Annotated in this window: 13 protein-coding genes; 3 read left to right on the forward strand and 10 right to left on the reverse strand. The window is 68.2% G+C overall.

All coding sequences use genetic code 11. The features are described 5' to 3' along the window. Window positions 1-3 precede the first annotated feature (3 nt). The 4 genes from prpE to ERL55_RS11245 form a co-directional block, all read right to left on the reverse strand. Window positions 4-1,890, reverse strand: a complete 1,887-nt coding sequence (gene prpE, locus ERL55_RS11230) for a propionate--CoA ligase (protein WP_129136502.1) — start codon at window positions 1,888-1,890, stop codon at window positions 4-6. 636 nt (window positions 1,891-2,526) lie between these two features. Next, window positions 2,527-3,513: a malate dehydrogenase gene (locus ERL55_RS11235; RefSeq protein ID WP_129136503.1), complete on the reverse strand. Its 987-nt coding sequence runs from the start codon at window positions 3,511-3,513 to the stop codon at window positions 2,527-2,529. Between the two features lie 40 nt (window positions 3,514-3,553). Further along, a complete protein-coding gene (locus ERL55_RS11240; RefSeq protein ID WP_129136504.1) occupies window positions 3,554-3,910 on the reverse strand; it encodes a glutaredoxin domain-containing protein in 357 nt (118 codons plus the stop codon). Window positions 3,911-4,099: 189 nt separating this feature from the next. Further along, a complete protein-coding gene (locus ERL55_RS11245; protein WP_129136505.1) occupies window positions 4,100-4,594 on the reverse strand; it encodes a peptidylprolyl isomerase in 495 nt (164 codons plus the stop codon). A gap of 172 nt (window positions 4,595-4,766) precedes the next feature. Between ERL55_RS11245 and typA the strand changes: the two genes are divergently transcribed. Genes typA through ERL55_RS11260 form a run of 3 tightly spaced genes read left to right on the forward strand, consistent with a single transcriptional unit; the run spans window position 4,767 to window position 7,707 of the window. Next, window positions 4,767-6,614, forward strand: a complete 1,848-nt coding sequence (gene typA / locus ERL55_RS11250; protein ID WP_129136506.1) for a translational GTPase TypA — start codon at window positions 4,767-4,769, stop codon at window positions 6,612-6,614. 14 nt (window positions 6,615-6,628) lie between these two features. Continuing rightward, complete coding sequence (locus tag ERL55_RS11255) at window positions 6,629-7,204, forward strand: 2'-5' RNA ligase family protein (RefSeq protein WP_129136507.1); 576 nt, start codon at window positions 6,629-6,631, stop codon at window positions 7,202-7,204. After that, window positions 7,201-7,707 (forward strand): DUF2127 domain-containing protein, encoded by a 507-nt coding sequence (locus ERL55_RS11260; protein WP_164972186.1) that lies wholly within the window; start codon window positions 7,201-7,203, stop codon window positions 7,705-7,707. Before ERL55_RS11255 ends, ERL55_RS11260 begins: the two co-directional genes overlap by 4 nt. Here ERL55_RS11260 and ERL55_RS11265 read toward each other — a convergent pair. The 6 genes from ERL55_RS11265 to rpsD form a co-directional block, all read right to left on the reverse strand. Beyond that, entirely contained in the window at window positions 7,704-8,843 is a 1,140-nt protein-coding gene (locus ERL55_RS11265) for a mechanosensitive ion channel domain-containing protein (RefSeq protein ID WP_129136509.1), read from the reverse strand. The two genes, ERL55_RS11260 and ERL55_RS11265, sit on opposite strands and share 4 nt — an antisense overlap. 117 nt (window positions 8,844-8,960) lie before the next feature. Further along, window positions 8,961-10,355, reverse strand: coding sequence for a 3-deoxy-7-phosphoheptulonate synthase class II (locus tag ERL55_RS11270; RefSeq protein WP_164972187.1), 1,395 nt, complete (start codon window positions 10,353-10,355; stop codon window positions 8,961-8,963). A 49-nt stretch (window positions 10,356-10,404) separates the two neighbouring features. Then, window positions 10,405-10,920 carry a disulfide bond formation protein B gene (locus ERL55_RS11275; protein WP_129136510.1) on the reverse strand — a complete coding sequence of 172 codons (516 nt, stop codon included), beginning with the start codon at window positions 10,918-10,920 and terminating at the stop codon, window positions 10,405-10,407. 123 nt (window positions 10,921-11,043) lie between these two features. Next, a complete protein-coding gene (gene rplQ, locus ERL55_RS11280) occupies window positions 11,044-11,430 on the reverse strand; it encodes a 50S ribosomal protein L17 (RefSeq protein ID WP_129136511.1) in 387 nt (128 codons plus the stop codon). A 271-nt stretch (window positions 11,431-11,701) separates the two neighbouring features. Then, entirely contained in the window at window positions 11,702-12,700 is a 999-nt protein-coding gene (gene rpoA, locus ERL55_RS11285) for a DNA-directed RNA polymerase subunit alpha (protein WP_129136512.1), read from the reverse strand. A 158-nt stretch (window positions 12,701-12,858) separates the two neighbouring features. Continuing rightward, a complete protein-coding gene (rpsD, locus tag ERL55_RS11290) occupies window positions 12,859-13,488 on the reverse strand; it encodes a 30S ribosomal protein S4 (protein ID WP_129136513.1) in 630 nt (209 codons plus the stop codon). Window positions 13,489-13,495 lie beyond the last annotated feature (7 nt).

Consider the following 13,495-nt stretch of genomic DNA (forward strand, 5'->3'; position numbering starts at 1 on the left):
GCTTCAGTCCGCTGCCAGCGCGCGTCGCACTTCGTCCAGCGAACCGGGGTCGTCGAGGGTGGAGAGATCACCGGGATCCTGCCCTTGGGCCAATGCCTGCAGCGATCGCCGCAGCAGCTTGCCCGACCGCGTCTTCGGCAGGGCGTTGACGATATAGACCCGGGCCGGCCGCGCCACCGCCCCCAGCGAAGTGTCCACCGCGCGCTGCATGTCGCGCGCGGCCTGCTCGCGGGCGGCGACGTCGGCACCGCCATCGCGCAGGGTGGCGAACACCACCGGCACCTGCCCCTTGAGTGCGTCGGCCACGCCGATCACCGCGGCCTCGGCGACGGCCGGGCAGGACGACACCACTTCCTCGATCTCGCGCGTGCCGAGCCGGTGTCCGGCGACGTTGATCACGTCGTCGGTGCGGCCGAGGATGAAGGTATAGCCCTCGTCGTCGCGGATCGCCCAGTCCAGCGAGCTGTAGACCAGTTCATTGAAGTGGCTGAAATAGCTGTCGACGAAACGCCGGTCGTCGCGCCAGATCGTGGTCATGCAACCCGGCGGCAGTGGCGGCTCGATCACCAGCACGCCCTTGCGGTTCGGCCCGACCTCCTCGCCGGTCGCGTCGTCGACCACCTTCATCCGGTAACCGAGGTTGGGAAACCCGGGCGAGCCGAACTTCACCGGGCGCATGTCCAGGCCCGGCATCAGGGTGAGCGCCGGCCAGCCGGTTTCGGTCTGCCAGTAGTTGTCGATGACCGGCTTGCCGAGCGCCTCGCTGATCCACGTCGCAGTGGGTTCGTCCAGCGGCTCGCCGGCGAGGAACAGGTAGGCAAGCTTGGACAGGTCGTGGTCGCGGAGATGGCGGATGTCGTGCTTCTTCAGCACGCGGATCGCGGTGGGCGAGGAGAACATCGTGCGCACGCCGTATTTCTCGCACAGGGACCACCAGATGCCGGGGTCCGGATTCACCGGCAGCCCCTCGTAAAGCACCGAGGTGCAACCGCCGATCAGTGGCGCGTACACGTTGTACGAATGGCCGACCGCCCAGCCGACATCGGACGTGGAGAACATCACCTGGCCCGGGGCGCAGTCGAAGATGGTGCGCATCGACTGCGCCATCGCCACCGCGTAGCCGCCAACGTCGCGCTGCACGCCCTTGGGCTTCCCCGTGGTGCCGGAGGTGTAGAGCAGGTAGCTGGGCTCGTTGGATTCCAGCCATTCGACCGGCACCTCCGCATCGCCGACCTCCACGCGCAGGGTCGCGTAGTCGACGTCGCGCCCTTCGATACGCGGCTGCGCGGGATCGAGCCCGCGCGAGACGATCAGCACGTGCGTCGGCGGCGCCTTGGCGCGCGCGCAGGCCTCGTCGACCAGTCCCTTGTACGGGATCACCCGGCCACCACGGCAGCCGGCATCGGCGGCAATCAGCAGTTTCGGCTCGGCATCGTCGATGCGCAGGGCGAGGTTGTGCGCGGCGAAGCCGCCGAACACCACCGAATGCACCGCGCCGATCCGCGCACACGCCAGCATCGCGAACACCGCCTCGGCCATGTTGGGCATATAGATGACCACGCGGTCGCCACGGCCCACATCGAGCCGCCGCAGCACGGCGGCAAACGTGTTCACTTCGCGATGCAGCTGGCGGTAGGTGACCTCGCGCGTCTCGCCGGTCTCGGTGGACACCGCCACCAGCGCGAGCTGGTCAGCACGCTCGTCGAGATGGCGGTCGACGGCGTTGTAGCAGAGGTTGGTCTGCCCGCCGACGAACCAGCGCCGGAACGGCGGATTCGAGTAATCGAGGATCTGCCGCGGCGGCGCATGCCAGTGGATGCGCTTCGCCTCCTCCGCCCAGAACGCTTCGGGCTCATCGATGGAGCGGCGGTAGACCTCTTCGTACGTCATGGCGCGATCCCGCTAAAGCCGATCGCCCGAGAATAGTCCGCGACCACGCTGCCGGTAGCTCGACCTTCGTCTTACGCCCGGCTCATCGCAGCCCTGCGTCGGATGCAGGAAGGTAGGCGGTGACCGACTCCGGGATGCCAGATCGTCCCGCGGCTGCCCACGGAAAGTTGCCCTCCAAGCTCAAGGCCGGCGGGCAGCTTGAAGTCCGTTGATGCGCGCATTCTTTCGTTGCTGTTTCGCGCGTACGAAGGTGTTGCCCTCGATCTTCTCCGGGCCGCGGTGATGGCGCAAAGCCGGAGTGGCGGATGCGTGTGTGGTGCTTCGTTTGACGTCGCGCCGCCCGTCGCGGCCGCAGGGGGATGTCCAGAGCCGGCCATGGATGGCCGGCGGCCGGATGTGGGAGCAGGACGCGGAGATATCCGGCTGGACATCCCTCTGTGGCCGCGGCGGGCTGCCCGCGCCCCGCCCAGCCGGTGCTCTGGCTCTGGCTGGCTTTTTGCCATGGGCGTCCGGGCGCGAGGCTCCGCGCTCGGGTGGAAACCCCTCAATCGAGAGAAGAACCCAAAAAAGGACAGCGGCGTTCGCCGCTGTCCTCCAGGTTCATCGATCCGGCATCGAGAGCCGGCCAGACCCGCATCAACCCAGCAGGTGGGCCACGCCGCTGCGCTCTTCCTCGAGCTCGGCCAGCGTCTTGTCGATGTAGCTGCGGCTGAAGTCGTCGATCGGCAGGTCCTGCACGATCGTGTAGCGGCCGTTCTCGGTGGTGACCGGGAAGCCGAACATGACGCCCTCCGGGATGCCGTAGCTGCCGTCCGACGGCACGCCCATGGTCACCCACTTGCCGTTCGAGCCCAGCACCCAGTCGCGGATGTGGTCGATCGCGGCATTCGCGGCCGAAGCGGCCGACGACAGCCCGCGCGCCTCGATGATCGCCGCGCCGCGCTTGCCGACGGTCGGAATGAAGGTGCTCGCGTTCCACTCCTGGTCGTTGATCGCATCGCCGATCGACGCACCGTCGGCGGTGGCGAAGCGGTAGTCGGGGTACATGGTCGGGCTGTGGTTGCCCCACACGACCAGCTTCTCGATGCCGCCGACCGGCTTGCCGAGCTTCGTCGCCAGCTGGCTCAGCGCGCGGTTGTGGTCCAGGCGCAGCATCGCGGTGAAGTTTTCAGGCTTCAGGTCCGGTGCCGACTTCATCGCGATATAGGCATTGGTGTTGGCCGGGTTGCCGACCACCAGCACCTTGACGTCGCGGCTGGCGACCTTGTTCAGCGCCGCGCCCTGGGCGGTGAAGATCTTCGCGTTCTCCAGCAGCAGGTCCTTGCGCTCCATGCCCGGGCCGCGCGGTCGCGCGCCGACCAGCAGTGCGACGTCGGCGTCCTTGAAGGCCACTTCCGGGTCATCGGTGCCGACCATGCCCGCCAGCAGCGGGAACGCGCAGTCCTCGAGCTCCATCATCACGCCCTTGAGCGCGGCCTGGGCCTTTTCCATCGGCAGCTCGAGCATCTGCAGGATGACGGGCTGGTCACGGCCCAGCATCTCGCCGGAGGCGATGCGGAACAGCAGCGCGTAGCCGATCTGGCCTGCGGCACCGGTAACGGCGACTCGGACGGGGGTCTTCATTGCGTGGAATCCTCTGGTTGCAGTGGGAGCGGCAGACGCGTCAGTACACGCGATAGCCGAGTTTGCGCAGGCCCTGGTCGAGGGCGGCGGTGTCGTAGCCGCGCACGACCTGCTGGCCGATGATCGTGGTGGGGACGCCGCGCGCACCGATCGCCTGCATCGCGCGGTCGCCTTCGGGGGTGTCGACGTCGAGCACGCGGTAGCGCACGTTCGCGCGTTCGAAATCGCTCTGCTGCCTGCGGCAGTAGCCGCACCACTCCGCGGCCAGCATCACGATGCGGTCGTCGGCGGTGCCGATGCGCGGATCATCCGGATGCAACGCGGGTTCCGCATCGCGCTGGAAGTGGTGCCAGGCGCCGGCGGCGGCAAGCAACAGCAGCAGCACCGGCCAGCGCATCGATCAGCCCAGCAGCGGGCGCGGGGCCCGGGCGGCGGCGGCACGTGCGCAATGCGCAGGCGCGAAATCGGCGATCGATGGAATCGTCTGCGGCATCTGAAAGGTCGTAAGCCAGCCCGGCGCGGCGCGCGGCGGGCTGGCGATTTTACCATCCGTCAGGGCATGGCCGCCCCGACAGGCCGGCCGCACTCAGGCGGCGAGGATTTTGTTCCACTCGGCAACGCGCCCGGCGTTCGCCGCCAGCACCGCATCGGCGTCGCCTTCGATCTTCACCGACTTGATGGCGTCGCCCTGCTTGACCGCGTCGACCACGTCGAGGCCTTCCACGACCTTGCCGAACACGGTGTGCTTGCCGTCCAGCCAGTCGGTCTTGATGTGGGTGATGAAGAACTGGCTGCCATTGGTGTTCGGGCCGGCATTGGCCATCGACAGCACGCCGCGGTCATGCTTGACACCGTTGCCGGTCTCGTCCTCGAAGCGGTAGCCGGGGCCGCCGCGGCCGCTGCCCTCGGGGCAACCGCCCTGGATCATGAAATCGGCGATGACGCGATGGAACGAGAGGCCGTCGTAGAAGCCGCGGCGGGCGAGGTTGACGAAGTTGGCCACGGTCAGCGGGGCCTTTTCAGCGAACAGCTCGACCTTGATCTGGCCACGGTCGGTGTCGAACAGGGCGTGCAGGGACATGGGGGAATCCTTGTGAAGGGGCAGCCGCCTTCGGCGCCTGCGTGAACGGTGAATGCGGGGATCGGGACCGCCTGCAGCATCGACGGCACCTGCCGGTATATGATACCCGGCTTCCTTCCCACGAGCCTCGCGCCCTGCCCCGCAACGGCGCCCGCTCCACTGTGCCCGCCATATGTCCATCGAACGCTTGCGCAACATCGCCATCGTCGCCCACGTCGACCACGGCAAGACCACCCTCGTCGACCAGCTGCTGAAGACGTCCGGAACCCTGGACGAGCGCGCGGTCGTCCCCGACCGGGTGATGGACAGTGGCGACATCGAGAAGGAGCGTGGCATCACCATCCTCTCGAAGAACACCGCCATCCGCTGGACCCATCCGCAGACCGGGGAGGTGTGGCGCATCAACATCGTCGACACCCCGGGCCACGCCGATTTCGGCGGCGAGGTCGAGCGCGTGCTGTCGATGGTCGACTCGGTGCTGATCCTGGTCGACGCGATGGACGGGCCGATGCCGCAGACCCGCTTCGTGACCCAGAAGGCCTTCGCGATGGGCTTCAAGCCGATCGTGGTGGTCAACAAGGTCGACCGCCCCGGTGCGCGCCCGAGCTGGGTGCTGGACCAGACCTTCGACCTGTTCGACCGTCTCGGCGCCAACGACGACCAGCTCGACTTCCAGGTGGTGTATGCATCCGGCCTGCAGGGCTATGCGGGGCTCACCGATGATGTCCGCAGCGGCGACATGACCCCGCTGTTCGATGCCATCTGCCAGCACGTGCCGGCGCCGCCGGTCGATCCGGACGGCCCGTTCCAGATGCGCGTGACCTCGCTGGACTACAACAACTACGTCGGCGTGATCGGCATCGGTCGCATCCAGCGCGGCAAGGTGAAGACCAACCAGCAGGTGACCGTGGTGGCCGCCGACGGCAGCCGCCGCAATGCCAAGGTGCTCCAGGTGCTGGGCTTCATGGGTCTCGAGCGCGTCGAGGTCCCGGAAGCGCAGGCCGGCGACATCATCGCGTTCTCGGGCATCGAGGGGCTGGGCATTTCCGACACCCTGTGCGACCCGTCCGCGGTCGAGCAGCTGCCGGTGCTCAAGGTCGACGAGCCGACGATCTCGATGACCTTCCAGGTCAACGATTCGCCGTTCGCAGGCGTCAAGGACCGCTCCGGCGGCAAGTTCCTCACCAGCCGCCAGCTGCGCGACCGCCTCACCCGCGAGACCGCGCACAACGTGGCGCTCAAGGTCGAGGACACCGCCGACGCCGACAAGTTCAAGGTCAGCGGCCGCGGCGAGCTGCACCTGTCGATCCTGATCGAGAACATGCGCCGCGAGGGTTACGAACTTGCGGTGTCGCGCCCGGAAGTGATCATCCGCGAGGTCGATGGCAAGGTCGAGGAGCCGTACGAGGCGCTGGTCGTCGACATGGACGAGCAGTACCAGGGCGGCGTCATGGGCCGGCTGGGCGAGCGCAAGGCGCTGCTGCAGAACATGGAGCCCGACGGCAAGGGCCGCGTGCGCCTGGACTACATCATCCCGGCGCGCGGCCTGATCGGCTTCCAGACCGAGTTCAAGACGCTGACCGCCGGCACCGGCCTGCTGTTCCACGTGTTCGACCACTACGGCCCGAAGGCCGATGGCGACATCGGCCAGCGCAACAATGGCGTGCTGATCTCCAACGGCACCGGCCCGTCGCCTGCGTACGCGCAGATGGCGATGCAGGAACGCGGCCGTCTCTTCATCGAGCCGGGCGAAGAGATCTACGAGGGCCAGATCGTCGGCATCAACGCCAAGGACAACGACCTCACCGTCAATGCGCTGCGCGGCAAGCAGCTGACCAACTTCCGCGCTTCCGGCAAGGATGACGACGAAGGCCTGATCCCGGCGATCAAGTTCTCGCTGGAGCAGGCGCTGGAGTTCATCGACGACGACGAGCTGGTCGAGGTCACGCCGAAGGCGATCCGCCTGCGCAAGAAGCACCGCTCCGAAGTGGACCGCAAGCGCGCCAGCCGCGCCGCCTGATCCCGGCCACGGCCATGAGCGACTTCATCGCCTGGCTGCCGGATGCCGACACGCTCGATGCGCTGGAGGCACTGTGTGCGGCATTGCCCGGGGCGTTCCCGGCGATGCCGCCACTGCAGTTGCGCCGGCGCGCGCAACTGCACATGACGCTGCGTTACCTGGCGGAAGGATTGCCCGACGACCCGGCGCCGCTGTACGCGGCACTGGCCGACCTCGCTGCGCGCACGCCACGCCTGCCTGTGCAGCTGGGACGGCTGGAAAGCTGGCCGGGTGCCGACGTGCTGGTCGCGCGCCCTGCGCCATCGGATGCGCTCGACGAGCTGTTCGCCGCGCTGGATGCGGTGGCAGTGGCCTGCGGCCATGCGCCGGAACCACGGCGGCCGCGCCCGCACATCACCCTCGCCTATCTGCCCAGGGGGCTGTCCGCGGCCGGCCTGGCGACGCCTGCACCGGGCGTGCTGCCGCTGCCGATCGATGCCTGCCTTGGCAGCCTGTCGCTCGCACGCACCGCGCCCGGCCGCTACGACAGCCTGCAATGGTGGCCTCTGGCCGAGCCACCCTGCATGTCGTCCGACCCGCACCCACGATGAGCACCGGGGCCGCCACCGGCGGACCCGCCGACACGGCGCCGCCATCACCCGCCGCCCCGCTGCGCGCGGTGGCGGTGTTCGAGGCCGGCAAGGGCGTGGCCGCCCTGCTGGCGGCGGGCGCGCTCGGCTGGCTCGGCGCGCCGCAACTGCAGCGGTTGGCCGAATCACTCGCTGCGCGAGTCGGCGCACCGCTCGACCGCGATCGGGTGGCCTGGCTGGAGCGCGTGTTCGATGCCGGCACCCTCGACCTCGTGCTGGTGGTGCTGCTGCTCTACGCAGCGGTGCGCTTCGTCGAGGCCTGGGGCCTGTGGCGTGCACGTGGCTGGGCGTCCTGGCTGGGCTGCATCGGTGCCGCAATGTACCTGCCGATCGAACTGCGCGAACTCTGGCGCCATCCCGGCTGGCTTCCTGCCACCGTGCTGGCGATCAACCTCGCCGTGGTCTGGGTGCTGGGGCGCGACTGCCTGCGGCGCATGCGCGTGCAGGCAGCGCGCGCCGGCTAGGGCGGCGGCGAGGCCTGCGGCGAGCCGGTGTTCGCGGAATCGGCGACCTCGTCGTGATCCGCCGACCCGCCGGCACCGTGCCTGGCCATGGCGAGCGTGCCACCCAGTTCGGTGCGCCGGCGCGCCAGCGACCGCGGATGCTCGCGACGCAGGAAGTCCATCATCCGCTCGCGCACCGCGGCACGCAGGTCGTAGTCGTCGCCGGAATTGCGCGCACTGACCAGCAGGCGCACCTTCATCGCATCCGGCTGCAGGTCGTCGACATGCACCACGCAGACGCGTCCGTCCCAGCGCGGGTCGGACTGGCAGATCCGCTGCAGCTCGTCGCGCACGGCCTGCAGCGGCGTGCCGTGGTCGAGCCACACGTACACCGGGCCGAGAATCTCCGCGCTGCTGCGGGTCCAGTTCTGGAACGGGTTCTCGATGAACCACTGCAGCGGCACCACCAGCCGACGCTGGTCCCAGATCCGCACCACCACGTAGGCGCTGGTGATCTCCTCGATGCGACCCCACTCGCCCTCGACAATCACCACGTCGTCGAGGCGGATCGGCTGGGTGATGGCGATCTGCAGGCCGGCGATCAGGTTGCCGAACACGGGCTTCGCCGCGAAACCCGCGACCACGCCCACCAGGCCCGCGGACGCCAGCAGCGCGGCGCCCACCTGGCGGATGGTCGGGAAGGTCATCAGGATCACCGCCAGCCCGATCAGCATGATGCCGATCTGCACCGCGCGGCCGATCACGCGGGTCTGCGTCTGGATGCGTCGTGCATGCAGGTTGTCGACGACGTCGACGGGGTTGCGCGCGATGATGCGCTGCTCGATCGCGCCCACGCCGCGCACCAGCGCCCAGGTCACGCAGGCGAGCCCGCCGACGCCCAGCAGATGCTGGATCCTGTCGATCCACACATCGGGGAGCGGCGTGGCCGCCACCGCAAGACTCAGGAACAGCAGCGGCAACGCGAACGCCGCGGGTGCTGCCACTGCGGTGAAGATGCGCGCCCATGCGCGATCGGCGCGCCGGCCCGCGCGACGCGCGGCGGCAAGCAGGATCTGGCGTACCGCCAGGCCGATGGCCAGCGCCACCACCACCGGCCAAGCGGTGGCGGCGACGAGGTTCCAGTCGTAATCGGGCATGCAGTGTGTCCGTTGCGTACGAACGGCTCATGCTGCATGCGACGACGTGGACACAGGGTCGATACCTGCATCGCGCCCGCCGCAGGCCGTCCCCAACCTGCGGTCGAGCGTGCGCTGTCAGCGCACCAGTGGCTGTGCCAGCGAACCCTGCTTGCGCACGATCGCGATCGCAATCTCCAGCGCCTGCTCGTAGTTCAGGCGCGGATCCACGGCGGAACGGTAGGCCCGGCCGAGGTCGACCTCGGTGAGGTCACGCGCGCCACCGGTGCACTCGGTGACGTCCTCGCCGGTCAGCTCGAGATGCACACCGCCCAGGCGCGTGCCGGCGGCCGCGTGCAGGTCGAAGGCCTGGTCGAGCTCGTTGCGGATGCGTTCGAAGCGCCGCGTCTTGTAGCCGTTGCTGGTCGACTCGGTATTGCCGTGCATCGCATCGCAGATCCACAGCACACGCCGCCCTTCGCGCTTCACCACGTCGAGCAGCGGCGGCAGCTTCTGTGCGATCTCGCGGTCGCCCATGCGATGGATCAGGCCCAGCCGGCCCGGCTCGTCGTGCGGGTTGAGCACGTCGATCAGTCGCATCAGCTGATCAGGCGTCACCGTCGGGCCGACCTTGACCGCGATCGGATTGCGGATGCCACGGAAGTACTCGACATGCGCGCCATCCAGCGCCGCCGTGCGCATGCCGATCCACGGGAAATGGGTGCTGAGGTTGAACCAGCCCCACTGCCGGGGCACCTGGCGGGTGAACGCCTCCTCGTAGGGCAGCAGCAACGCTTCGTGCGAGGTGTAGAAGTCGACGCGGTTGAGGTTGTGCACCTCGCTGCCCGACAGTGTCTCCATGAAGCGCACCGCGTCGCCGATGCTCGCGACCATGTGCTGGTATTCGGCCGCCAGCGGCGAATGCCCCATCCAGCCCAGGTTCCAGTACTCCGGGTGGTGGAGATCGGCGAAACCGCCATCGATCAGCGACCGGGTGAAGTTCATCGTCAGCGCGGAGCGCGCGTGCGCCTTGACCATGCGCCGCGGGTCCGGCGCGCGGTCCTGCGCGGTGAAGGCCGGGCCGTTGATCATGTCGCCGCGATAGCTCGGCAGGGTCACGCCGTCGCGGGCTTCCGTATCGGTCGAACGCGGTTTGGCGTACTGCCCGGCGAAGCGGCCCACGCGAACCACCGGCAGGCGCAGGCCATGCACGAGCACCAGGCTCATCTGCAGCAGCACCTTGAGGCGGTTGGAGATGACCTCGGAGGTGCAGTCGGCGAAGTTCTCCGCGCACTCGCCGCCCTGCAGCAGGAAGCGGCGGCCCTCCTGCGCATCGGCGATCTGCTGCTTGAGGGCGAGGATCTCCCATGACGTGACCAGCGGCGGCAACGCGCGCAGTTCTTCCTGCACCACCGCCAGCGTCTCGGCATCGGCATAGTGCGGCATCTGCAATGCCGGGCGGTCGCGCCAGCTGCCGGGCTGCCAGTCATCGGCCAGCTGCACCGGCATCAGGTTGCGTTCGGGGGAAACCATCGGATGTCCTGTTGCGTGGGCACTCATGATGCCAGAGCGACGCATCGGGTCAATTTCGCCGCGACCGGCGACGGAACGCGGCATACAGCGCCCAGACGGCCAGCAGCACGAACCACAGCAGGCTCCACGCCGGCATCGACAGCCCCAGGAACGTCCAGTCGACATTGCCGCAGTCACCGGTGCCGGTCATGACCCGGCGGATCAGGCTGGTGGTCGACAGGGTGTCACGCAGGAACTCGAATGGCGGCCCGCAGGCGGGAACCTCCGGCGGGTTGAGCTGCAGCCAGGTATGGCGGCCGGCGATCGCCGCGCCCACGGCCGCCGCCAGCAGCGCGAGCATGCCCCACCCCCGTCGCCAGCCCGCGCCACGCGGTGCGGCGAGCCCGCCCACCAACAGCACGATGCCCAGTGCGATGAAGGCGAAGCGCTGGAAGATGCACAGCGGACAGGGCTCCAGGCCCCATTGCAGCTGCGAGAAGATCGCGAATCCCACCAGCGCGAAGCAGATGGCGGACGCGGTGAGGAACTGTGCCCGGAACGACCAGGCGAAGGGGTTGCTACCCATGATGGCCCTGTTGGCTGAGGCGCCGCGGTCACGGGCAGGCCACGACCGGCGAAGCGCGGAACCATAACAAAAAACCCCGGTCTGGACCGGGGTTTCTCGGGAATCGCCAGGCGGATGCCTGTCTTACGCCTCGTCGTCGCCGGCAGCCGCCTGCGGGCGGTCGACCAGCTCGACATAGGCCATCGGCGCGTTGTCGCCGGCACGGAAACCGCACTTGAGGATGCGCAGGTAGCCGCCCGGGCGCGCCTGGTAGCGCGGGCCCAGCTCGACGAACAGCTTGCCCACCGCTTCCTTGTCGCGCAGACGCGCGAACGCGAGGCGGCGGTTGGCGACGCCATCGACCTTGGCCATGGTGATCAGCGGCTCGGCAATGCGGCGCAGTTCCTTGGCCTTGGGCAGGGTGGTCTTGATCAGCTCGTTCTTAAACAGCGATGCCGCCATGTTCTTGAACATCGCCTCGCGGTGGGCGCTGGTGCGGTTGAACTTGCGACCGGCTTTCTGGTGGCGCATGGGTAGGATCCTTCAGGTCTGAATACTGGGTCTGTGGGTTGCACTGTCGCCGTCATGGCGTTGGAACCTGGACTGCGGATGGTCCGTGCCGGAACTCCGTTCCCGGCGTCGTCGCGTGCCTTTGGGCCGTCGACATGTGGTGCTTCTGCATCCTGCGGCATCCATGGACGCCGCCGTTTCCTGCTTCGATCAACCGCGGTGTCGGTGCCGGCACGGGCACCGACACCGAATGTCCGGCCGGTGCCCGTCAGGCACCGGCTGGACGCACCGGTCAGCCGAGCATGCCATGGCTGGCGACGCCGGCCGGCGGCCAGTTCTCCAGCTTCATGCCCAGCGACAGGCCACGCTGTGCGAGGACTTCCTTGATCTCGGTGAGCGACTTCTTGCCGAGGTTCGGGGTCTTCAGCAGCTCGACTTCGGTCTTCTGGATCAGGTCGCCGATGTAGTAGATGCTCTCGGCCTTGAGGCAGTTGGCCGAACGCACCGTCAGCTCCAGATCGTCGATCGGGCGCAGCAGCAGCGGATCGACACCGGCGGTCTGCTGCTTCGCCGCACCGCGGTCGCGGTTGGTGAAGTCGCCGAACACCGACAGCTGGTCGGTGAGGATGTCGGCGGCGGTGCGCACGGCTTCCTCGGCGTCGATCGTGCCGTTGGTCTCGATGTCGAGGACCAGCTTGTCGAGGTCGGTGCGCTGCTCGACGCGCGCGGCCTCGACTTCGTACGCCACCCGGCGCACGGGCGAGAACGAGGCGTCCAGCATCAGCCGACCGATGGTGCGGGTCTCTTCATCCGGACGACGACGCGCAGCCGCCGGCTGGTAGCCGAAACCGCGCTCGATCTTCAGGCGCATGTTGATCGCCGCATCCTTGGTCAGGTTGCAGATCACGTGCTCGCCGTTGATGATCTCGACGTTGTGGTCGGTCTTGATGTCAGCGGCGGTGACGACACCGGCGCCCGTCTTCGACAGCGACAGCGTCGCGCTCTCGCCGGTTCCCATGCGGATGGCGACGTCCTTGAGGTTCAACAGCACCTCGAGGATGTCTTCCTGCAGGCCTTCGATCGCGCTGTACTCGTGGAGCACGCCGTCGATCTCGACCTCGGTGATGGCGAAGCCGGGAATCGACGACAGCAGCACGCGGCGCAGGGCATTGCCGAGCGTATGGCCGTAGCCACGCTCGAGCGGTTCGATCACGACCTTGGCACGATTGCCGGCGAGACGCTCGATTTGCGGAGCGCGCGGGCGCAGGACCTGGTTGGCAGTAACCGTCATTAGATAGCTTCTCCTGCGGTGCCCGCGTCATTGCGACACGGACGAGGCTCTTGGAGCCCCCTTTCGACAAGGGGGCGGCCGGCGCGAGGCGCCGGCCGGGGTGGGGTTGCTTCGCGCCGGGGGCAACGGCCACCGGCGCCGGTGGCGATTCGCCCCGCTTACTTCGAGTACAGCTCGACGATCAGCGCTTCGTTGATGTCGGCAGGCAGGTCGCCACGGGCCGGAACGGCCTTGAACACGCCGGCGAACTTGCCGGAGTCGACCTCGACCCACGACGGCGACAGATCCATCTGCGAGGACACCTCGAGGGCCTCCTTGACGCGGAGCTGCTTCTGGGCCTTCTCCGACAGCGCGATCGCGTCGCCCGCCTTGACCTGGTACGACGGCAGGTTCACCGGCTTGCCGTTCACCGTGACGCCGCGATGCGACACCAGCTGGCGAGCGGCCGGGCGGGTCACCGCGAAGCCCATGCGATAGACGACGTTGTCCAGGCGGGTCTCGAGGAGCTGCAGCAGGTTCTCACCCGTGTTGCCCTTCTTGGTGGTCGCCTTCTTGTAGTAGTTGCGGAACTGGCGCTCCAGCAGACCGTAGATACGCTTGACCTTCTGCTTCTCGCGAAGCTGGGTGGCGTAGTCGGACAGCTTGCCCTTGCGGGCGGTGGCGCCGTGCTGGCCGGGCTTCTGCTCCAGCTTGCACTTCGAGTCCAGCGCACGGGCCGGGCTCTTGAGCGACAGGTCGGCGCCTTCGCGGCGCGCGAGCTTGCAGGTAGGACCGATATAACGAGCCATTTCTTAT

It is taken from the genome of Luteimonas sp. YGD11-2, from assembly GCF_004118975.1.
Taxonomy (GTDB): Bacteria; Pseudomonadota; Gammaproteobacteria; order Xanthomonadales; family Xanthomonadaceae; genus Luteimonas; species Luteimonas muca.